We start from the raw sequence: 20,021 nt of genomic DNA on the forward strand, positions 1-20,021 counted from the left end.
TGGGCCTTCCTCCATGAAACAGATGGCGCTGGACATCGGCCTGGCGCCGGTGCCCACGCTGGACAACTTCGTGGCCATCAGCAACGAGGCCGCGCTCGACCACCTGCGCCTGTGGGTGGGCAACCCGCTGCGTTCGCCCGTGCCCACCTTTTTGTGGGGCGAGGGCGGCAGCGGCAAGTCGCACCTGCTGCGCGCGGTGCGCGAGGCGCTGCGCGAACACGGCGGCCGCGTCGGCTGGCTCGATGCGCAGACCCTGCACCCGGCCGAATACGACGAGCACTGGGAAGCCGTGCTGCTGGACGACGTACACCTCTACACCGCCGAGCAGCAGGCCGCGGCCTTCAACTGGTTCGTCAACGCGCAGGCGCCGGCCCACGGCCCGGCGCGCTGGGTGCTGGCCGCGGGCGACCGGCCGCCGGCCGACCTGCAGCTGCGCGAAGACCTGCGCACCCGCCTGGGCTGGGGCCATGTGTTCCAGCTCAAGGCGCTGGGCGAGGCCGAGCGCCGTTCGGTGCTGCGCCGTGCGGCCGACGAACGCGGCGTGTTCCTGGGCGACGAGGTCATGGACTTCATGCTCAACCGCTTCTCGCGCGACCTCTCCAGCCTGATGATGCTGCTCGACCAGCTCGACGCCTACGCCCTGCGCACCCAGCGGGCCATCACCATCCCGCTGATCAAGTCCATGCTGGAAAACGAATAAGACTCCCGATGCGCCTCGCTTTATTTGATCTCGACCACACCCTCATCCCCATCGATTCCGACTACGCCTGGGGTCAGTTCACCGTCCAGCTCGGCTGGCGCGACGCCGAGAGCCACACCCGCGCCAACGACGCCTTCTACGAGCAGTACAAGGCCGGCACGCTGGACATCCACGAATACATCCGCTTCACCGTGCAGGCCCTGCGCGAGCACGGTGTGGCGCAGTCCGACGCGGCGCACCGCCGCTTCATGGACGACATCATTCGCCCCGCCATCCAGCCCCAGGCGCTGGAGCTGGTGCGCCGCCACCAGGCCGCGGGCGACCAGGTGGTCATCGTCACCGCCACCAACGAATTCGTCACCCGCCCCATCGCCACCGCCTTCGGCGTGCCCGAGCTGATCGCCATCGACCTCGAACGCGACGCCCAGGGCAACCCCACCGGGGCCATCCGCGGCACACCCTCGTTCCGCGAGGGCAAGGTCGCGCGTGTGGAACAATGGCTGGCCGAGCGCGGCCTGGACTGGTCGCGTGTGGCGCACAGCACCTTCTACAGCGACTCCATCAACGACCTGCCGCTGCTCGACAAGGTGCACGAGCCGGTGGCCACCAACCCGGATGCCCGCCTCCAAGCCATCGCCACCGAACGCGGCTGGCGCATCCTGAACCTCTTCGCATGATCAAAAAATTCATCGACAAGCTGCTGGGCAAGTCCGGCAGCAAGAGCACCGGCAAGTTCGGCAAGCGCGAAGACGTGCCGGCCAGCGTGCACGGCATCAACCCCAAGCTGGTGGACCAGCGCGCGCTGGACGTGGTGCACACGCTGCAGCAGGCCGGTTTCGAGGCCTACATCGTCGGCGGCGCCGTGCGCGACCTGCTGCTGGGCCTGCGCCCCAAGGACTTCGACGTCGCCACCAACGCCACGCCCGAGCAGGTCAAGAACCTGTTCCGCCGTGCCTTCATCATCGGCCGGCGCTTTCGCATCGTGCACGTGGTCTACGGCCGCGGGCGCGACAACGAGGTCATCGAGGTCTCGACCTTCCGTGCCTACCTCGACAGCGCCGACGCCGAACAGGTCAGTGGCAACGAGCGCACCAGCAAGGGCGAACTCTCGGGCATGAAGCACGCCGTGGACGCCAGCGGCCGCGTGCTGCGCGACAACGTCTGGGGCCCGATCGAGCAGGACGCCGCGCGGCGCGACTTCTCGATCAACGCCATGTACTACGACCCGGAAACGCAGGTCGTGGTCGACTTCCACAACGGCATCCGCGACGCGAAAAACAAGACCCTGCGCATGATCGGCGACGCCGCCACCCGCTACCGCGAAGACCCGGTGCGCATCATCCGCGCGGTGCGCTTCGGCGCCAAGCTCAGTGGCCTGGGTTTCAGCTTCGACGCCAAGACGCTGGCACCGCTGGCCTCGTCGCGCAACCTGCTGGCCGACGTGCCGCAAAGCCGCCTGTTCGACGAAATGCTCAAGCTGCTGCAGACCGGCCACGCGCTGGCCAGCATCGAACAGCTCAAGTCCACCGGGCTGAACACCGGCATCTACCCGCTGCTGGACGTGGTGGTCGAGCGCGGCGACGACCCCTTCGTCAAGCTCGCCCTGCAAGACACCGACCGCCGCGTGGGCGAAGGCAAGCCCGTGGCGCCCAGCTTTTTGCTGGCCTGCGTGCTGTGGGCCGATGTGCGCCTGGGCTGGGACCGCCGCCTCAAGCCGCGCGGCAACCAGCGCCCGCCCACGCCCTTTGCCGCCTTGCAGGACGCGGTGGACGAGGTGTTCGACGCCCGCATCGGCGACGTGTCCGGCCGCGGCAAGCTGGGCACCGACATGCGCGAGATCTGGCTCATGCAGCCGCGTTTTGACAAACGCGTGGGCAGCGGCCCCTTCAGCCTGGCCGACCAGCCGCGCTTTCGCGCCGGCTTCGACTTTTTGCGCCTGCGCGCGCAGACCGGCGAGGTGGACGAAGAGCTGGCCCACTGGTGGGAAACCTTCAGCACCGCCGACGACGACCACCGCCAGGACATGGTGGACGCCCAGCGCAAGGCCGGCCTGCCCAAGGCCGGCGCCGGCAAGGCCCGCCGCGTGAAGAAGACCGACGCCGACCACCCCGCAGCGGTGGCCGCGGAACAGCCCGAAGACGACCCGCGCTTCCGCACCGCGGACGGCGAGGAAATGCCGGCACAGCGTCCGGCACCGGCTCCGGCACCCGCCCCCGCGCGTTCCTACGGCAGCGCCTTCGCGCCTGATGAAGATGGCGCCGACGACACCGAGGCCGGTGACGAAGGCGAGGGTGGTGACGACGGTGCGGCCGCCGCACCCGCCAAGAAACGCCGCCGTCGCCGCCGCAAGCCGTCGGGCGGCGGTGCAGCCGGTGGTGGCAGCGGTGACGCTGGCCCCGCCCCGGCCGGCGACTGACGTGAAGCCTGCGCAGCGCCCGGAAGTCACGGCCTACGTGGCGCTGGGCGCCAACCTGGGCGACGCCGCCCAGACCCTGCGCGACGCGCTGCACCGCCTGGACCACACGCCTGGTCTGCGGCTGATCCATGCCTCCAGCCTCTACCGCACCGCGCCCATCGACTCCAGCGGCCCGGACTACCTCAACGCCGTGGCCGAAGTGAGCACCACGCTCACCGCACCCGCCCTGCTGGCCGCCCTGCAGGCCATCGAGCTGGCCCACGGCCGCGAACGCCCCTACCGCAACGCCCCGCGCACGCTGGACCTGGACCTGCTGCTGTATGGCGATGCCCGCATCGAATCGCCTGCCTTGACCGTGCCGCACCCGCGCATGGGGGAGCGGGCGTTTGTGCTGGTGCCGCTGGCGGAGATTGCTCCGAACACGGTATCTCCCGATGCTTTGCTTTCAGTGCAGGGTCAATCGATTAACCGCATATAGATGCCCGCCGTACACCTGCTGAATATGCTCTTGCCTTTCCGCAAGTGACCATCGCTTATCGCCACCTTATTGATGAAAAAAAAAAGAGAACTCTGGCATGGGTGCAGATCTCAAAGACGACCCCACATTTTTTGACCGTGCAGACGGCTTTATCCGTTTGGCAAATGAAAATTGCAGCGGGGTCGGCAGAGGAAAGGTGAGTGCCTCACTGATGTATGGTGCTGCGCGATTTCAAGCGTGGAACGCCGCTTGCTGGGCAGGTGATGCTGCGGAGATGCAAGCAAAGCGCCAGGAAACCATCGACTACTTCGTAAATCAGTACAAGTCGATGCTCGAAGAAAATGTCGACGACTACATCACGAACTACTCAAAGTACATGGGTTCGAGTGAAGACACCTGATCTCCCGACTCTTATCAATGAAGCCAGTGATCTGAGGTTTAGGGAGCCAGTCGCTCCCGCAGCCACCCGCCATCGGCCTGCAGGGTGTAGCGCAGCCGGTCGTGCAGGCGGCTTTTGCGGCCTTGCCAGAACTGCCAGGTGTCGGGCTTGAGGCGGTAGCCGCCCCAGTGCGGCGGGCGCGGTGGGTGCAGCAGGAACTGAGCGCCGTACTTGGCGGCGTTGGTCACCAGCACGGTGCGGCTGTCGATCACTTCGCTCTGCGGGCTGGCCCAGGCGCCGATGCGGCTGTCCAGCGGGCGGCTCTTGAAGTATTCGTCGCTTTCTTCGTCGCTGACTTTTTCGACGAGGCCTTCGATGCGCACCACGCGTTCCATCTCGACCCAGTGGAACTGCAGCGCCGCGTAGGGGTTGCCCGCGAGTTCGCGGCCTTTCTGGCTGTTGTAGTTGGTGTACCAGACGATGCCGCGCGCATCAAAGCCCTTGATGAGCACGACGCGGGTGCTGGGGCGCAGGTCCGAACCCACGGTGGCCAGGGTCATGGCGTTGGGTTCGGGCACTTCGCCCTGGATGGCTTCGTTCAGCCACTGGTCGAACTGCTGCAGCGGGTCGGCGTGCGAGGCGGTCTCGCTGAGTTCGGCTTTTTCGTAGCTCTTGCGCAGGTCGGCGATGTTCATGGTGTCAGTGTAGGCAGGTGATCAGGGGATGTCATTGACCAGGCGCAGCAGCCTGGCCAGTGCCCGGTCTTCGATGCCGTGGCGGCGCAGGCCGTCCAGCGTCTGGCGCGCGTAGTCCAGGGTGCTGCCGTAGCGGCCGCGCGCATGGGCAAAGATGTCGCGGTACTGCGCGTCGCTCAGCGGGCCGGTGTGGTTGGGGCTGTTGGGGTGCAGGGTGAAGGTCAGGACGGGCACCGGGCCCTGTGCGGTCTCGGCGCGCAGCCATTTGGGGTCGTACACCGGGTTGGGCATTTCGCGCGCCCACAGGGCGGGCATGGCGGCTTCCACCTGCTCGTGCGGCAGGCGCAGGGCCATGCCGGTGCAGCTGCCGCCGCGCATGAGGGCGAACACCAGGCCGGGGCGCTCGGGCGTGCCGCGGTTGACGCGGCTGGCCATGTGCAGGCAGCGGTGGTAGCCGTGCACTTTGGCGATGCGCTGTTCGGCGGCTTCAAACTCCGGCCGCCAGACCAGGGACGCATAGCCGAACACCCAGAGATCGGCCCGCGGGCCGAGGCTGCGCCACTGGGCCAGGGTGTCGGCCATCATCTGCGCGCCGTCGCGTTCGGCGGGCACCCAGGTGCGGGGGCGGGGTGTGGGGGGCAGTGTGAGGAAAGGGGCGGCCATTACAATCAGAGGCTGTCTTTGTCAGTCTTTTGCATTCGTTCGCGGCCGTGGCGCCGCGGCGCGGTGCCTGTCGGTTTCGATCCATTCATCTCGATTTTCAAGGAGTATTGCCCATGTCTTCCCAAGACAACGATCAGGACATTCGTGTCGTCGCTGCGGTGCTGATTGCCGCCATCCTGCTGGCCGTCGGTCTGGCCGTGGGCATCGGCATCCACAAGGCTCGTGGCGGTGCGGGCGACAAGGCTGCGGCACCCGCTGCCGCGGTGGCAGCGGCTCCGGCCGCGCCCGCCGCCGACGCTGCGCCGGCACCGGCCGCCGCCCCGGTGGGTGACGACGCCAGCGTGGTGGTGGACAACGGCGTGGTGAAGTTCTACTTCGCTTCGGGCAAGGCCGATCTGGCCACAGGTGCTGTGGAGGCCCTGGGCGATGCCGTGGCCGCCGCCAAGGCGGGCAAGAAGCTGGTGATCTCCGGCTTCCACGACACCACCGGCGACCCGGCCAAGAACGCCGAACTGGCCAAGCAGCGCGCCTTTGCGGTGCGCGACGCGCTCAAGGGCGCGGGCGTGGACGAAGCCAGCCTGGAACTCAAGAAGCCGGAAGAAACCGCCGCCACCGGCAGCAACGCCGAAGCGCGCCGTGTGGAAGTGATGATCGCGCCGTAAGCGGTTCGTCTCTCCCCACAAAAAAGCCCGGCAGTGCCGGGCTTTTTGCTTTCTGCGCCTGGGCGTTCAGCGCAGGCCGGCGCCCGCAGCGTGTTCGGCCCGCTGGATGAGTTCGATCTTGTACCCATCCGGATCGGTCACGAATGCAATGACGGTGCTGCCGCCCGCCACCGGGCCGGCTGCGCGGGTGATGTTGCCGCCGGCCGCTTTGATTTTCTCGCAGGCGGCGTAGGCGTCGGGCACGCCCAGGGCAATGTGGCCGTAGGCCGTGCCCAGTTCGTACTGCTCCACGCCCCAGTTGTAGGTCAGCTCGATCTCGGCCTGGCCGGGGTTGCCGCCTTCAAAGCCGAGGAAGGCCAGCGAGTACTTGTATTCAGGGTTTTCCGAAGTGCGCAGCAGCTGCATGCCCAGCACCTGGGTGTAGAAGTCGATGGAGCGCTGCAGGTTGCCCACGCGCAGCATGGTGTGGAGGAATCGCATGGCCGGCGGTCTTTCTCGCAAAGGTGAAAGCCGCGGATTATGGGCTGGCACCCTCTGCGGGGGGCGGGTGCCGCTCAAAAACCGGACGGCCCGTGGTGGCGTGCGCCCCCCCCGGTGAGCCGTCAGGAGCCTACCCGGCGGCGCGCTCGGGCAGCGCGATGATTTCGGACAGTTTGGCGCGCAAAGATTCCATGCGCACGGGTTTGGGCAGGAAGTGGTCCATGCCGGCGGCCATGCAGCGGTTGCGGTCGCTTTCGAAGGCGTTGGCGGTGAGGGCGATGATGCCGGGCTGCCGGGGCAGCTGCAGGCCGCGGATGAACTCGGTCGCCTGAACGCCGTCCATGCCGGGCATCTGCATGTCCATGAGCACGATGTCCACGCCGCCTTCGGCCACGCGGCTGACCGCGTCTTCGCCACAGGCCACCGCTTCGGCCTTGAGGCCGAGTTTGCCGAGCATGGCCACCGCCAGGGTGCGGTTGACCAGGTCGTCGTCCACCACCAGGATGTGGTGCGGTTCGCTGTCCGCGTGTTGCTCGATGGGGCCGAGTTCGGCGGGCACGGTCTCGGTGGCCCGTGCGGCCAGTTCCAGCCGCACCGTGAAGCGGAAGGTGGAGCCTTGGCCGAGCTTGCTGGTGGCGCCGATCTTGCCGTCCATGGCGTTGCACAGGCGGTGGCAGATGGCCAGCCCGAGGCCGGAGCCGCCGTACTGGCGGGTGGTGGACGAATCCACCTGCGAAAACGCCTTGAACAGGCGGTCCAGCTTGTGGGCCGGGATGCCGACACCGGTGTCGTGCACGGCCACGCCCAGCAACAGGCTGTGTTCGTTGCGTTCGCGCACCAGCACGCGGACCAGGACCTCGCCCTCATCGGTGAACTTGATGGCGTTGCCCAGCAGGTTGGACAGGATCTGCCGCAGCCGGGTGCGGTCGCCGCGCACGTAGGCGGGCAGATCGGGCGCGAGTTGAAGGTGCAGCTGCAGTCCCTTGCGGGCGGCCAGCGGTCGGTAGAGTTCCAGCGTGCTTTCCAGCGCCCGTTCGAGCACGAAGTCACGCGACTCCAGTTCGAGCTTGCCGGCCTCGATCTTGGAGAAATCCAGGATGTCGTTGATCAGCACCAGCAGAGCGTCGCCGCTGCTGCGGATGGTGGTGACGTAGCTGCGCTGTTCTTCGTTGAGCGAGGTCAGCTCCAGCAGCTGGGACATGCCCAGGATGCCGTTCATGGGCGTGCGGATTTCGTGGCTCATCATGGCCAGGAATTCGCTCTTGGCGCGGGTGGCCGATTCGGCCTTGTCCAGTGCGAACTGGAGTTCGGATGTGCGCTCGGTCACCTGCTGTTCCAGGCTGCTGGCGAGTTCCTGCAGCGACTGGTTGGCGTTGTAGAGCGCCAGGCTTTTTTCTTCCAGCAGGCGTTCGGCCTCCTTGCGGGCCGCGCGTTCGCGTTCGAGCCGGCGGGCGTGCTGGGTGGCTTCGTCGTTCATGTCGGTGTCAGCCCTGGCGGGTGAGGACAAATCGTTGTGCATGGGCGCCTGCGGTCGTGGGGGTGGGTTCGCGTTCGATGTGGATCGGCTCGCCGAAGTGGGCCAGGCAGCCGCGCATCAGGCCCTCGGCCAGGTCTTCGAAGTGGCGCGGCGACTGGTACAGCAGCACCAGTCGGTGCGGGTCGTGGTGTTCGACGATGAATTTCGGGAGTTCGGCGTCGGGATAAAGCTTGAGCACCTCGGCGTGGATGATGTTCTCGATGCCCGAGAGGAAGTGAAAGGCATCCTTCACGCCGATGAAGAAATGGGGGTAGGCCAGCACGAAGCGGCCGAACAGGTGCTGGCCGAACACGCGGATCAGATCGGGCGCCGGTGTGCCCGAGCGCTGCGACAGCGCCATCACCATGGCGACGATTTCACCGTGCGGGTAGGTGCCCACGGCGGTGTAGACGCCGCCGTGCGGCACCTGGGCGTCGTCGATGATGTGGTCGACCATGTCGGCCGAGAAACGGTCCTCCACCATTTCGAGGAACTCGGTGAAAACGACGCCTTTCATGGGGGACTCCGTGCAAGTGGGGCTGGGGGGCGGCCGCGCGGGGACGGCACTTCAACGGCCTGACGGATGTATCGGCACCGGATGGCGCGACTGAAGGCCCGGAGGGTCGCGGCGACCCGATGCGCCGCCAGGCGGTTCAGCGCGTGCCGCTGGGCGAGGACGCCGCCGCGGTGTCCAGCTGGGCGGCCAGGGCCTCGTGGCCCGCCGCGCGGGCGTGGTCGGCGGCGCTCTGGCCCCGATGGTCGGTGCGGCCGGGGTCGGCGCCCGCGGCCAGCAACAGGGTCACCAGTCGGTCGTCGTTCGCGCCGGCCGCGACCATCAAGGCCGTGCGGCCCTGGCGGTCGGTCTGGTTCACGTCGGTGCCCAGGTCCAGCAGGCGGCGCACTTCGCCGGCCTGACCGGCGGCGGCGGCCGCCAGCAGCGGCGGCAGGCGGGCCGCCCTTGTCGCAGACCGCGCCGGCGCGGCGGTTTCCGTTTCCGTTGCCGCTTCTGCTGCCGGTGCGCCGGCCAGGGCGGGTGCCTGGGCCGAGAGGGGCGCCTCTGCCGCGGCGGGGGCGGGCGGGGCCTTCAGGCGCGGACCCGGCTCGGGCGCTGCGCTGCGGGCCATTGGCGCCGGTGCGGCGGCGGCCGCGGGTGGCGCGGGTGGCGCGGGCGCGTCGGCCGTCGCTGGCGTGGCCGGGGGCGCTGGTGGTGCCGGGGTGGGCGCCTCGGCGATGGCCGCCCGTTCGGCCGGGGCCGGCGGCCTGGCCGACGGGGCGCGGCGGCGTGGTGGTGCGGGCGGCACCGCATCGGGAAGGGGCTGGCGCTCGGCTGCGGTCGCATCCGCATCCGCTTGTGGCGATGGTGATGGTGATGGCGATGACGGGGCGCGGGCGGACTTTTCCGTGGCCGGCGCCCCGGCGGTGGCTGGGGCGGGTGCTGCGGCCGGCGGGCTGGGCGGTGCCGCCAGCGGCGGGCGCGGCGTGGTGCCGAACGCCACGTCGCGCTCTTCGGGGGTGCCGCGGTCGAACTGCAGGGCCAGCAGACCCACCAGGCCGAGCACCGCCAGGCTGCCCAGGGCGCGCAGCGTCCAGGTGCGGTCGTTGGCCGCGGTGCGCGGTGGGGCGGGGCTCGTGGTGGGCGCCTGTGTGTTCAGCGCCGCCTGGGCGCGGGCCTGGGCCAGCACGCGTTCGCGCAGTGCCGGGTCGGGCCGTGCGGTGTCCAGCGCGTTGGCCTCGTGGTAGCGCTGCAGCAGCCGGTCTTCGGGGGCGGGCGGGCGGTGGTCGCTCAAGGGGACACCTCCGGGCCGCGTGCGGCGGTGCGGCCAGGCGCAAGGCTCACGGGACGACCTTCCGCGCAGCGCTCAGCAGAGCGCGCGTGCATCGGAGCGGCCGTGCGGGCGTTCATGCGTGCACCTCCAGCGTTTCGCGCAGGCGGGCGCGGGCGTAGCGCAGGCGGCTCTTGGCGGTCTCCTGCGTCACGCCGGTGGCCTGCGCGATGTCGGCCAGGCTCAGGCCGCCTTCGGCCTGCAGCAAGAAGGCTTCGCGCTGCGCCGTGGGCAGGTCGGCCAGCGCGTCCAGCAGGGCCTGGGCCTGTTCGCGCGAGCTCAGGCGCCGCTCGGGGCCGAAGCCCGATTCGGCGGCCAGCGTCTCGGCCAGCGCGGCGCCGTCGTCGGTGTCGGCGTCCAGGCTGGTGTGGTGTTTGTGGGTGCGCCAGTGGTCGACCAGCCGGTGGTGCGCGAGGGTGAACAGCCAGGTGCGGAACCTGGCGCGTGGCTGGTACTGCGGGGCGTGGCGCACCAGCGTGAACCACACGTCCTGCACCAGGTCGTCGGCCACGCTGGCGTCGGGCAGGCTGCGCCGCACGAAACGCCACACGGGCAGGGCATGGCGGTCGTACAGGGTCTCGAAGGCGCGCGCGTCGCCGGCTGCAAAGGCTTGCATCAGTTGCTCGTCCGTGGTGTCGCTGGCCGCGCCGGTCATGCGGGCATTATGGGTTTCGCCTAGGGTGGCCGCGACCCGCGCAGCGATGGGGCGTGGGGGCAAGGTTTCGCCGCCGGGCCGTCCCCAAGGCGAAACAGCCCTCGTGGGGGGCAGCGACCCGCGCAGCGGTGGAGCGTGGGGGCAGCAGCGCCGTGTTCACGACGGATCGGGCACGTAGCCCCGCGGGACCGGCGCCGGGAACGGGTTCGGGCGTGGCGGCACCGGGCGGGTGGGGATGATGCCCATGGCCACCAGGTTCTCGTGGCTGTCGTAGCGGATGCGGATCAGGTCGTCGGGCCGTTCGCTGCGGCGCTCGAAGCTGGTGTGGCCGACCCAGGCGTTTTCGCGTTCGCCATGGCCGGTGCCCAGGCGCGGGGCCGCGCTGGCCATGCGTTCCTGTGCCTGCGGGGCGGCGGCGCTGTCCTGTGCGGTCGCGCCGGCCGGAGCCGGGGCTGGGGGGGTCGCGGGGGCGTCGCTGCGCGCCAGGCGTTCGCGGCGCTCGTGCTGGCTGTAGGGCCGGGGTTCGGGCTGGGGCAGCAGCACCGGCGCCGGTTTTTCGCGGAACACCGCCACGCCGACCACGCCCACATGGTCCGGCCGGCCGGTGCGCTCGGCGTACGAGGCCGGCGCCGCGGTGAAGTGGAAGGCCGCGATCTCGTGGCTGCTTTTGCGCCAGCCGTTGATGTCGTATTGCTGCCAGGGCGAGAGCACGTAGCCGGTCTGGTTCCAGGCGGCGGTTTCGCCCGAGACGACGTTGACGCCATCGACCGAGACCACCGTCATCACGCGCGCGCCGGTGGTGTTGCGCACCGACACCGCGTAACGCGCGCCGGGCCGCCCGGCCACCCAGTATTCGCCCTGGTGGCGGTGGACCTGCAGGGTTTCGCCGCTGTCGCGGTCGATCACCTGCACGTCGGTCAGGCGGCCCACGGCGTGGGCGGGCAGGGCGGCGAACAGGGCGCTGCTGGCCAGGCAGGTCAGGGCCAGGCGGTGCAGGTGGGCGCGCAAGTGGGGGCGCAGGCGGGGGTGGTTCATGGCGGCTCCAAAAAAAGTGGAAGGAGCCGACTGAAACGAATGAACCGCCCGAACGGGGTTGCGCCGGGTGCGCTGATGAAGCAACAGGATGTAAACGCGTCAGCGCGCCGGCAGGTGCGCGGCTCAGCAGGCGGCGCAGGCCGCCAGTGCATTGGCCACGCCGACCCGGGTCTGCTCGGTCAGGTAGTCGAGGAACACACGGGTGCGTTGCGGCAGGAACTTGCGGCTGGGCAGTGCGGCGTACAGCGTGAAGCGCCCGGCGATCCAGGGGTTGAGCACCCGCACCAGGCTGCCGCTGGCCAGGTGGGGGGCGGCCAGTTCCACCGCCGTGGCGGCGATGCCGGCGCCATCGAGGGCGGCGCGGATCAGGGTGTCGTTGTGGTTGGACCAGACCACGGGCTGCACGTCCAGTTCCACCCGGTCGCGGTCGTTGTCGGCGCGAAACAGCGTCCAGTGGCGCTGGCGCAGGCTCTCGGGCTTGGTGCGCAGGCAGTCGTGCTGCAGCAGGTCGGAGGGGGTCTGGGGCGCGCCCCGGCGGGCCAGGTAGCGCGGCGACGCGACCAGGATGCCCTCGGTCTCGTTGATCTTGCGGGCGATCACGTTGGCATCAAAACCGCTGCTGGTGCCCAGCAGCGTGATGTCGAACTGCTCGATCTGCGGTACGCGGTGGTTCTCGACCTCGATGTCCAGCTGCACGCTGGGAAACCGCTCGTGGAAGCCCGCCACCAGCGGCGCCAGCACGTGGGTGGCCAGCACCGGCGACGCCAGCACGCGCAGCACGCCGGCCAGCTCCCGCGTGCGCGAACTCACCAGGGCGTCGGCCTCTTCCAGGTCCTGCAGCAGCGGGCGCACCCGGTCCAGGTAGGCCTCGCCCGCGTCGGTCAGCGACTGGCGCCGCGTGGTCCGATGCAGCAGGCGCGTGCCCAGGTGGTCTTCGAGGTCGGCCACCAGGCGCGTCACCACGGCGGGCGACATGTCCAGCGCGCGCGCCGCCGCGGCAAAACCGCCTTCGTCCACCACTTTCAGGAACACGCGCATCGAATGCAGTCGGTCCATGGGCTTGCCCTCTCAAAGCTTTGATTGTTGCTGAAACAGAAATATATCAACGACGAGCAGGCTGTTTTTCTCTTGAAAGAGAAATTTTAAAGTTCACCCCATCGCAGCGCAGTTCCCCTCCAACGCTTCGATACCGGGCCAGCCACCCGGGTGTCCGACACCGCCGCCGCCGAGCTGAAACACAGCGAAAAAAAGCGATACCGCGGTGAGACGACACCCAGGCGCCAGGCCGGCACGATGCCTCTGCCCTGTGCCTTGAGTTTTTTTTGTTCGATTTCTGTTTGTTTTTTAGTCACTGAAAGGACTTCACCATGAACCGCCAAGTTGTTTCCGCCATCGCCCTCGCCGTTGCCGCCCTGTCCGCTGGTCAGGTGCTGGCCCAGGACGCCGCCCCCAAGACCCGCGAGCAAGTGCGCGCCGAACTGCTGCAAGCCCAGCGCAACGGCGACGTCATCGTCAACGCCGAAACCGGCCAGACCGCCCGCGACATCACCCCGGACCTGTACCCCCAGAGCACGGCCGTGGCCGGCAAGACCCGCGCCGACGTGAAGGCCGAGCTGGCCGAAGCCATCCGCACCGGCGACATCGTGGCCGACAGTGAAACCGGCCTCAAGCGCAACCAGCTGGAACCGCACCGCTACGCCGCCACGGCTGTGGCCCAGGGCAAGACCCGCGCCGACGTGAAGGCCGAGCTGGCCGAAGCCATCCGCAACGGCGACCTGGTGGCCAACACCGAGACCGGCGCGACCTACCGCGAGCTGTTCCCCACCAACTACCCGGCCGCCACCACCGTGGTCGCAGTCAAGACCCGCGCCGAAGTGAAGGCCGAACTGGCCGAAGCCGTGCGCACCGGTGACGTGCTGGCCGATGGCGACAGCGGCAAGAAGCTCAACGAGCTGTACCCCAGCCGTTACCCCGCCAAGGCCGTGAACTGATCCTGGCCCACCGGTTTCTCCAAGGTTTTGACAGCCCGGCCGCCCATGGCGCCGGGCTTTTTTCATGGGCGCGGCGCCCCTCTGGTACAAAGCCTGCCAACTGGAGAAACCCATGACCGTTTTCAACAAAGTGGTGCTGTTCACCGGCGCCGATGGCCGCGCCGCCTTCCGCGACGAAACCGTGGAACTGAGTGACGGCACGCCCGCGGCGCGCCTCTCCCCGCTCATGCCCTCGGACGGCTTCCAGCTGCGCGAGAGCCCGGTGGGTTTTCGCAGCCAGTTCCACTGCACCGGCGCGCCGCAATGGCTGTTTGTGCTGCAGGGGCAGATGGAGATCGGCCTGCAGGACGGCAGCTCGCGGATCTTCGGGCCGGGCGATCACTTCTATTCCGCCGACACCCTGCCCGAAGGCGCCAGCTTCGACCCCGCCGTGCACGGCCACTGGAGCCGCCAGGTGGGGGACCAGCCCCTGGTGACTTTGTTCGTGCGCGGCTGACGCGGCGCGGGGCATCCCCTTTCTGGCACCGGGGTGGCGCTTGTGCCGGCCGGGCGCCTGCCAGACACTGGCGAACTGGTTCATCACCATGGTCACCGTCGAATTCGCCCCTGCCCTGCAGCGCCACGTGAACTGTGCGCCCCAGTCCGTCGCGCCCGGCACGCTGCGCGAGGTGCTGGAAGCGGCGCTGCGGGCCGCGCCCGAGTTGGCCCATTACGTGTTCGACGACCAGCGCGCGGTGCGCCAGCATGTGGCCGTGTTCGTCAACCGGCAGCTGGTGCAGGACCGTGTGACCCTGGCGCAGCCGCTGGGGGACGGGGACCGTGTGTTCGTGGTGCAGGCGCTCAGCGGCGGCTGAACCCTGGTGCATAACCCTTGCAGAGCCCTTGTTCAGGAGGCGGACATGCAAACACTTTTGGTGGCGACCCGAAAAGGCCTGTTGGTGTTGCGGGGTGCGGGCACCGAATGGGCCATCGCGGCCCACCACTTCCCGGGTGAGCCGGTCACCGCTGTGTTGGCGGATGCGCGCGACGGCAGCTGGACCGCCGCCCTGCGCCTGGGGCACTTTGGCGTGAAGTTGCACCGCAGCACCGACGGGGGCCAGCACTGGCAGGCCATCGCCGCGCCGGCTTTTCCGCCCAAGCCCACCGAAGGCCCAGACGCCGACGACCTCACGCCCTGGAGCGTGGATCTGGTCTGGTCGCTCGCGGCGGGTGGGCCGGACGAACCCGGCACGCTGTGGGCCGGCTGCCTGCCGGCGGGGCTGTTCCGTTCCACCGACGCGGGCGCGAGCTGGTCCTTGAACACATCGCTGTGGAACCAGCCCGGCCGCCGCGCCTGGTTCGGCGGGGGCTACGACCACGCGGGCATCCACTCCATCGTGGTGGACCCGCGGAATGCGCGGCACGTGACGCTGGCGGTGTCCTGCGGCGGTGTCTGGCAGACGCGCGATGGTGGCGAACACTGGGCGCTCACCGCCAGCGGCATGACGGCCGACTACCTGCCCGAGGGCAGCACCGACGACGGCAACACCCAGGACCCGCACGCGCTGGTGCAGTGCGCCGCGCAGCCGGAGGTGCTCTGGGTGCAGCACCACTGCGGCATCTACCGATCGACCGACGGTGGCCAGGGCTGGCGCCACATCGCCGCGCCCGCGCCCTCGGGCTTCGGGTTCGCGGTGGCGTGTGATCCACAGAACCCGCAACGCGCCTGGTTCGTGCCGGCGCAGGCCGATGTGTGCCGCATCCCGGTGGACGGGCGCCTGGTGGTGAACCGCACCGACGATGGCGGTGCCAGCTTCCAGAGCTTTGCCAGCGGCCTGCCGCAGACCCACGCCTACCACCTGGTCTACCGGCACGGCCTGGACGTGAGCGCCGACGGCCGCACGCTGGCCATGGCCTCGACCACCGGCGGCCTGTGGGTGAGCGCCGACGCCGGTGAGCACTGGCAGCGGGTGTCCAGCGACCTGCCGCCGGTGGCGATGCTGCGCTTCGGTTGAGGCCTCGAGCCCTCAGGTGCCACCGGGCAGGTCTTCCAGCCGCAGGCGCAGCAACGCGCGCACGAAGCCGTGGTCGCTGCGGCTGCGATCGCGGCCTTCGAACAGGTGGTCGTTGAACACCTCGACGCGCCGCACGTCGCCGATGGCGCGGCGGCTGGTGGCCACGAATTCCTCGCTCACCAGCACCTGGTCCAGCACCTCGGGGTAGCCCTGGTGGATGTGGCTGAAGGCCACGTCGCGGCGCAGCGCGCCTTCGCCCTGCACGTCCCAGGCGCTGTAGAGCGCGTGGTCGCGCGCGCCCTTGTCGTAGGCGGTCTCTGAAGTGGCGGCGATCAGCTGCGTGGTGACGCTGTGCGGGCTGTCGTTGAGGTCGCCCATCACGATCAGCGGCAGGCGGGTGCGGTGCAGCAGTTCCACCACCTTCAGGCGCAGCGCCAGCGCTTCGCCGGCGCGCATGAAGAGCGAGCGCAGCGAGGCCACGGCCTGCACGGCCGGGTCGTCGCGGTCTTCCAGGGCCTTGCCCTGCGCGTCCTGCAAAAACTTGGGGCGTTTGCTTTTGAGGTGCGCGGTGATGACCGCGACCTCCTGCCCGTGCTTCATGCGCAGCGTGGCCAGCAGGGGCGGGCGTTCGAAACGGGCGTGCGCCCCGATGCCCGGCACCTGCACCACGGCGGCGGCCGGAAAGTCGGCCAGCGAGGTGACCGATTCGACCTTCAGCCGCGTGACGATGCCCACGCGCGGCGTGCCCTGCGCGCCGTGTTGACCGGGGCCGTTCTCCGCGCCGGGCACCGAGACAAAGCCGTACTGCAGGCCGCTGCGCGCCACGGCCGCGCGCAGCGCCAGTTCGTCCCACACCTCCTGCACCACCAGCACGTCGGCGTTGAGCGACTGGATGCGTGCGCCCAGCCAGTCGGCCTTGCGGTCGAACTCGTGCTGGCTGTACGGGTCCTGCCCGTCGTAGAAGTGCCGCCCGGGCTGCGCCAGGTTGAGCACGTTGGCGGTGGCCACCATCAGGGTGGCAAAGCGGGGCGGCGGTGCGTCGGGTGTGGGGCGGTCGTTCATGTGGGGGTTCCGGTGAAGGCTTCGGACCAGGGGGTGATGCGGCCGGCCGCGCGCGCGTCGTAGCCGGGCAGGGCGTTGATGCCCGAGCGCAGCGCCGGGTCGGCCAGCAGGCGCAGCAGGGCCTGGGCGACCGGGTGGTCCAGCGCGGCGCGGTGGCAGACCAGCACGTAGCGCTCGGTCACCAGGGGCATGAAGTCGAGCTGGAAGTAGCGCGCCGGCCGCTCCAGGCCGAAGCCCACGTCGGCCAGACCGCTGGCCACGCAGGCGGCCACCGCGGCGTGCGTGGCCTCGCTCTGTTCGTAACCGCGGATGCGCTGGCTGGCGATGCCCTGGTCCTGCAGCAGCCCGTCGAGCAGGAAGCGCGTGCCCGCATCGGCCGGGCGGTTGATGAAGCGCACCTCGTCGCGCGCGAGGTCGGCCAGTTCGTACACCTTCTTCGGGTTGCCGGCCGCCACCATCAGGCCCTGGCGCCGGGTGGCGATGTCGATCACCTGCAGGTCGTCGGCCTGCAGCCACTGGCCCAGGTGCGCGCGCATGCGGGCCTGCTGCGCGCCCAGGGGCAGGTGCACGCCGCAGGCGTCGCACTGGCCGTCGCGCAGCGCGGCGGCGGCCGCGGTGCTGGTGGCGTAGCGGCGCGCCACCGGCTGGCCATCGGCCATCAGCGCTTCCAGCAGTTTTTCAATCGAAAAGCCGTGGCTGGCGTGGATGCGAAAGGCATCGGGCGCGTCGGACGAGGTGATGCGCTGGATCTCGCTGCGCAGCTCGGAGGCCACCGAGTCCAGCACCGGCTGCAGGCGGGCGCGGATGCGGTGGTCGGCCCAGACCAGCTTCCCGGCCAGCGGTGACAGGGTGGAGCCCTTGCCGCGCTCCATGTGCAGCAAGGTGGTGTTGAACAGGGTTTCGCCGCTGCGCACCAGGTCCCAGCCGTGGCGGTACGACAGGCCCATGGCCTGGCAGGCGGCCAGCAGGCTGCCTTGCTGTTGCACCAGGCTCAGCAGTTCGATCAGGCGCGGCGACAGGCTGCCCTGTTCGTCGCTCTGGAGGGTCCACACCGGCTGGAGGGTGATCTGGGGCATGTCGGGGAGCCTTCGGTGGGCTTTATGCGGCGCGGCTCATATGGCTGTGGCGATACTGCGCATATTGCCAAGGGTGCCGCCGCAGGCGACCATTGTCCACACACGGCGTGACCGCTCGCCGTCCGCTTCCGACCCACGACACATGCTTTCCACCCGCCCATCCTCCCCCCCCGCCGCCGCCTCCATCAGCCCGGAAGCCCTGCGCGCCACCGCACGCCGGCGCGGCCAGCTCAAGGGCCGCCAGCCCGACGATGCGGCACGCGCCGAGGTGCGCGCCCTCATCGGCCCCGGCCCGCACCGGCGCGACCGGCTCATCGAACTGCTGCACCGGCTCAACGATGCGCACCGCGGTCTGCACGAGGCGCACCTGGTGGCGCTGGCGGCCGAACTGCGCCTGTCCATGGCCGAGGTGTTCGAGGTGGCGAGCTTCTACCACCACTTCGAGGTGATCCCCGAGGGCGAGGCGCCGGCCGCGCTCACCGTGCGCGTGTGCGACGGCCTGAGCTGCGCCATGGCCGGGGCGCAGGCGCTGCTGGACCGTTTGCCTGCCCTCCTGGGCCGTGAGGTGCGCGTGATCCCGGCGCCCTGCGTGGGCCGCTGCGAACAGGCCCCCGTGGCGGTGGTGGGCCAGGCGCCGTTGCTGCGTGCCGATGCGCCGGCGGTGCAGGCGGCCTGTGCGGCGGGCGCTGATCAACACCCCGCCGCGCCCACCGACGGTGTGTTCGACCCCGCGGCCAGCGCACCTTGTGCCATCACCCACGGCCCGGAAGACGTGGCGCCCGCCACTGTGGGCTACACCGCCTACCGCGCCCGCGGCGGCTACGCGCTCGCGGCCGCGGTGGTCAACGGCGAGGAAGACGCCGAAGCGGTGCTCAAGGCGATGGAGGACTCGGGCCTGCGCGGCCTGGGCGGCGCGGGCTTCCCAGCCGGGCGCAAGTGGCGCATCGTGCGCGATCAACCCGCGCCGCGCCTGATGGCGGTGAACATCGACGAAGGCGAGCCCGGCACCTTCAAGGACCGCACCTACCTGGAGCGCGACCCGCACCGTTTCCTGGAAGGCGTGCTCATCGCCGCGCAGGTGGTCGGCATCGAGGCGGTTTACCTCTACCTGCGTGACGAGTACCACGGCGCGCGCGCCGTCCTGCAGCAGGCCCTGGCCGAGCTGATGGCCGACCCGCCGTGCCCGCTGCCCGCCATCGAGCTGCGGCGCGGCGCCGGTGCCTACATCTGCGGCGAAGAGTCCGCGATGATCGAGAGCATCGAAGGCAAGCGTGGCGAGCCGCGCCTGCGCCCGCCCTACATCGCGCAGGTCGGCCTGTTCGGTCGGCCGACGCTGGAACACAACTTTGAAACCCTGTACTGGGTGCGCGACATCGTGCAGCGCGGTCCAGCCTGGTTCAGCGGCTTCGGCCGCCATGGGCGCAAGGGGTTGCGCTCGTTCAGCGTCAGCGGGCGCGTGCGCGAACCCGGCGTGAAGCTCGCGCCCGCCGGCATCACGCTGCGCGAACTGGTCGACGAATACTGCGGCGGCATGGCCGAGGGCCACGCGCTCTACGGCTACCTGCCCGGCGGGGCGTCGGGCGGCATCCTGCCGGCGTCGCTGGCCGATGTGCCACTGGACTTCGACACCCTGCAGCCGCACGGCAGCTTCATCGGCTCGGCCGCGGTGGTGGTGCTGGGCCAGCACGACCGCGCGCGGGACGCCGCGCTCAATGCCATGCGCTTTTTTGAACACGAAAGCTGCGGCCAGTGCACCCCCTGCCGCGTGGGCACCGGCAAGGCTGCTGCGCTGATGCAGGCCGATGTCTGGGATGCCCGCACCCTGGACGACCTGGCCACCGTGATGGTCGACGCCTCCATCTGCGGCCTGGGCCAGGCCGCGCCCAACCCGATGCGCAGCGTGATGCAATATTTTTCGCATGAAGTGGAGGGCGCGAAATGACGATCTCCTTCCAGCTCGATGGCGTGGCGCTGCAGGCCCACACAGGCGAGACCATCCTCAAGGCCGCACAACGCCACGGCGTGGACATTCCGCACCTCTGCTACACCGACGGCCTGCGCCCCGACGGCAACTGCCGCGCCTGCGTGGTGGAGGTGGCGGGTGAACGCACGCTGGCGCCCTCGTGCTGCCGCGCCGTCACCACCGACATGGTGGTCAAAGCCAAGAGCGAACGCGCGCTCAAGAGCCAACAACTGGTGCTGGAGCTGCTGCTGGCCGATCGGCCCGCCGCCGGCCACAAATGGGTGGACGGGCAACCCGACCAGCCGCACGGCGAGCTGAGCCAATGGGCCGAAACGATGGGCGTGACCGTGCGCCCCGAACTCCAGGCCTTGCGCGCACCCGCGCCGGCGCCCGACCTGAGCCACCCGGCCATGGCGGTGAACCTGGACGCCTG

23 protein-coding genes are annotated in these 20,021 nt (G+C 69.8%); 12 read left to right on the forward strand and 11 right to left on the reverse strand.

All coding sequences use genetic code 11. The annotated features are described in order from the left end of the window. Positions 1-13 precede the first annotated feature (13 nt). The 5 genes from hda to RMP09_RS06690 all read left to right on the forward strand — a co-directional run bounded on the left by hda (position 14) and on the right by RMP09_RS06690 (position 3,994). On the forward strand, positions 14-700 hold the full coding sequence (gene hda / locus RMP09_RS06670; RefSeq protein WP_310565224.1) for a DnaA regulatory inactivator Hda: 687 nt from the start codon (positions 14-16) through the stop codon (positions 698-700). A gap of 8 nt (positions 701-708) precedes the next feature. Next, positions 709-1,377: an HAD family hydrolase gene (locus RMP09_RS06675; RefSeq protein ID WP_310565225.1), complete on the forward strand. Its 669-nt coding sequence runs from the start codon at positions 709-711 to the stop codon at positions 1,375-1,377. Beyond that, positions 1,374-3,116, forward strand: a complete 1,743-nt coding sequence (pcnB, locus tag RMP09_RS06680) for a polynucleotide adenylyltransferase PcnB (protein WP_310565226.1) — start codon at positions 1,374-1,376, stop codon at positions 3,114-3,116. Before RMP09_RS06675 ends, pcnB begins: the two co-directional genes overlap by 4 nt. A gap of 1 nt (position 3,117) precedes the next feature. Further along, entirely contained in the window at positions 3,118-3,594 is a 477-nt protein-coding gene (folK, locus tag RMP09_RS06685) for a 2-amino-4-hydroxy-6-hydroxymethyldihydropteridine diphosphokinase (RefSeq protein ID WP_310565227.1), read from the forward strand. Between the two features lie 97 nt (positions 3,595-3,691). Further along, on the forward strand, positions 3,692-3,994 hold the full coding sequence (locus tag RMP09_RS06690) for a DUF3144 domain-containing protein (protein ID WP_310565228.1): 303 nt from the start codon (positions 3,692-3,694) through the stop codon (positions 3,992-3,994). Positions 3,995-4,032: 38 nt separating this feature from the next. Here the strand turns inward: RMP09_RS06690 and pdxH are convergent, their stop codons facing one another. Beyond that, the gene (gene pdxH / locus RMP09_RS06695) at positions 4,033-4,668 is read right to left on the reverse strand and encodes a pyridoxamine 5'-phosphate oxidase (protein WP_310565229.1); all 636 of its coding nucleotides are present in this window, start codon (positions 4,666-4,668) and stop codon (positions 4,033-4,035) included. A 21-nt stretch (positions 4,669-4,689) separates the two neighbouring features. Continuing rightward, a complete protein-coding gene (locus RMP09_RS06700) occupies positions 4,690-5,331 on the reverse strand; it encodes a gamma-glutamylcyclotransferase (protein WP_409559691.1) in 642 nt (213 codons plus the stop codon). Positions 5,332-5,444: 113 nt separating this feature from the next. Between RMP09_RS06700 and RMP09_RS06705 the strand changes: the two genes are divergently transcribed. Then, positions 5,445-5,993 carry an OmpA family protein gene (locus RMP09_RS06705; protein WP_310565230.1) on the forward strand — a complete coding sequence of 183 codons (549 nt, stop codon included), beginning with the start codon at positions 5,445-5,447 and terminating at the stop codon, positions 5,991-5,993. A gap of 66 nt (positions 5,994-6,059) precedes the next feature. On the opposite strand, the gene gloA is transcribed toward RMP09_RS06705, so the two are convergent. The 7 genes from gloA to RMP09_RS06740 form a co-directional block, all read right to left on the reverse strand. Beyond that, on the reverse strand, positions 6,060-6,473 hold the full coding sequence (gene gloA, locus RMP09_RS06710; RefSeq protein ID WP_310565231.1) for a lactoylglutathione lyase: 414 nt from the start codon (positions 6,471-6,473) through the stop codon (positions 6,060-6,062). Between the two features lie 130 nt (positions 6,474-6,603). Continuing rightward, positions 6,604-7,950 carry an ATP-binding protein gene (locus tag RMP09_RS06715; RefSeq protein WP_310565232.1) on the reverse strand — a complete coding sequence of 449 codons (1,347 nt, stop codon included), beginning with the start codon at positions 7,948-7,950 and terminating at the stop codon, positions 6,604-6,606. A 7-nt stretch (positions 7,951-7,957) separates the two neighbouring features. Next, positions 7,958-8,506 carry a heme NO-binding domain-containing protein gene (locus RMP09_RS06720; RefSeq protein WP_310565233.1) on the reverse strand — a complete coding sequence of 183 codons (549 nt, stop codon included), beginning with the start codon at positions 8,504-8,506 and terminating at the stop codon, positions 7,958-7,960. 136 nt (positions 8,507-8,642) lie between these two features. Next, positions 8,643-9,776, reverse strand: a complete 1,134-nt coding sequence (locus RMP09_RS06725; protein ID WP_310565234.1) for an ankyrin repeat domain-containing protein — start codon at positions 9,774-9,776, stop codon at positions 8,643-8,645. Between the two features lie 112 nt (positions 9,777-9,888). Continuing rightward, positions 9,889-10,467, reverse strand: a complete 579-nt coding sequence (locus tag RMP09_RS06730; protein WP_310565235.1) for an RNA polymerase sigma factor — start codon at positions 10,465-10,467, stop codon at positions 9,889-9,891. 156 nt (positions 10,468-10,623) lie between these two features. Continuing rightward, complete coding sequence (locus RMP09_RS06735) at positions 10,624-11,502, reverse strand: hypothetical protein (protein ID WP_310565236.1); 879 nt, start codon at positions 11,500-11,502, stop codon at positions 10,624-10,626. A 123-nt stretch (positions 11,503-11,625) separates the two neighbouring features. Then, positions 11,626-12,558, reverse strand: a complete 933-nt coding sequence (locus RMP09_RS06740) for a LysR family transcriptional regulator (RefSeq protein ID WP_310565237.1) — start codon at positions 12,556-12,558, stop codon at positions 11,626-11,628. Positions 12,559-12,869: 311 nt separating this feature from the next. Here RMP09_RS06740 and RMP09_RS06745 point away from each other — a divergent pair, with 311 nt between their 5' ends. The 4 genes from RMP09_RS06745 (at position 12,870) to RMP09_RS06760 (ending at position 15,487) form a co-directional block, all read left to right on the forward strand. Continuing rightward, positions 12,870-13,493: a DUF4148 domain-containing protein gene (locus RMP09_RS06745; RefSeq protein ID WP_310565238.1), complete on the forward strand. Its 624-nt coding sequence runs from the start codon at positions 12,870-12,872 to the stop codon at positions 13,491-13,493. Positions 13,494-13,605: 112 nt separating this feature from the next. Next, positions 13,606-13,989, forward strand: a complete 384-nt coding sequence (locus RMP09_RS06750) for a hypothetical protein (protein WP_310565239.1) — start codon at positions 13,606-13,608, stop codon at positions 13,987-13,989. An 88-nt stretch (positions 13,990-14,077) separates the two neighbouring features. Next, complete coding sequence (locus tag RMP09_RS06755) at positions 14,078-14,347, forward strand: MoaD/ThiS family protein (RefSeq protein WP_310565240.1); 270 nt, start codon at positions 14,078-14,080, stop codon at positions 14,345-14,347. Positions 14,348-14,392: 45 nt separating this feature from the next. Beyond that, positions 14,393-15,487: an exo-alpha-sialidase gene (locus tag RMP09_RS06760; RefSeq protein ID WP_310565241.1), complete on the forward strand. Its 1,095-nt coding sequence runs from the start codon at positions 14,393-14,395 to the stop codon at positions 15,485-15,487. 12 nt (positions 15,488-15,499) lie between these two features. Here the strand turns inward: RMP09_RS06760 and RMP09_RS06765 are convergent, their stop codons facing one another. Together RMP09_RS06765 and RMP09_RS06770 are read right to left on the reverse strand one after the other, a co-directional pair. After that, the gene (locus RMP09_RS06765; protein ID WP_310565242.1) at positions 15,500-16,549 is read right to left on the reverse strand and encodes an endonuclease/exonuclease/phosphatase family protein; all 1,050 of its coding nucleotides are present in this window, start codon (positions 16,547-16,549) and stop codon (positions 15,500-15,502) included. Continuing rightward, positions 16,546-17,625 carry a substrate-binding domain-containing protein gene (locus RMP09_RS06770; RefSeq protein WP_310565243.1) on the reverse strand — a complete coding sequence of 360 codons (1,080 nt, stop codon included), beginning with the start codon at positions 17,623-17,625 and terminating at the stop codon, positions 16,546-16,548. Before RMP09_RS06770 ends, RMP09_RS06765 begins: the two co-directional genes overlap by 4 nt. 142 nt (positions 17,626-17,767) lie before the next feature. On the opposite strand from RMP09_RS06770, the gene RMP09_RS06775 reads away from it, so the two are divergent. Beyond that, a complete protein-coding gene (locus tag RMP09_RS06775) occupies positions 17,768-19,567 on the forward strand; it encodes an NADH-ubiquinone oxidoreductase-F iron-sulfur binding region domain-containing protein (RefSeq protein WP_310565244.1) in 1,800 nt (599 codons plus the stop codon). Then, on the forward strand, positions 19,564-20,021 hold a 458-nt coding region (locus tag RMP09_RS06780; protein WP_310565245.1), incomplete at its 3' end, for a 2Fe-2S iron-sulfur cluster-binding protein. The genes RMP09_RS06775 and RMP09_RS06780, both read left to right, overlap by 4 nt.

It is taken from the genome of Hydrogenophaga sp. (genome assembly GCF_031426985.1).
Lineage (GTDB): Bacteria > Pseudomonadota > Gammaproteobacteria > Burkholderiales > Burkholderiaceae_C > Hydrogenophaga.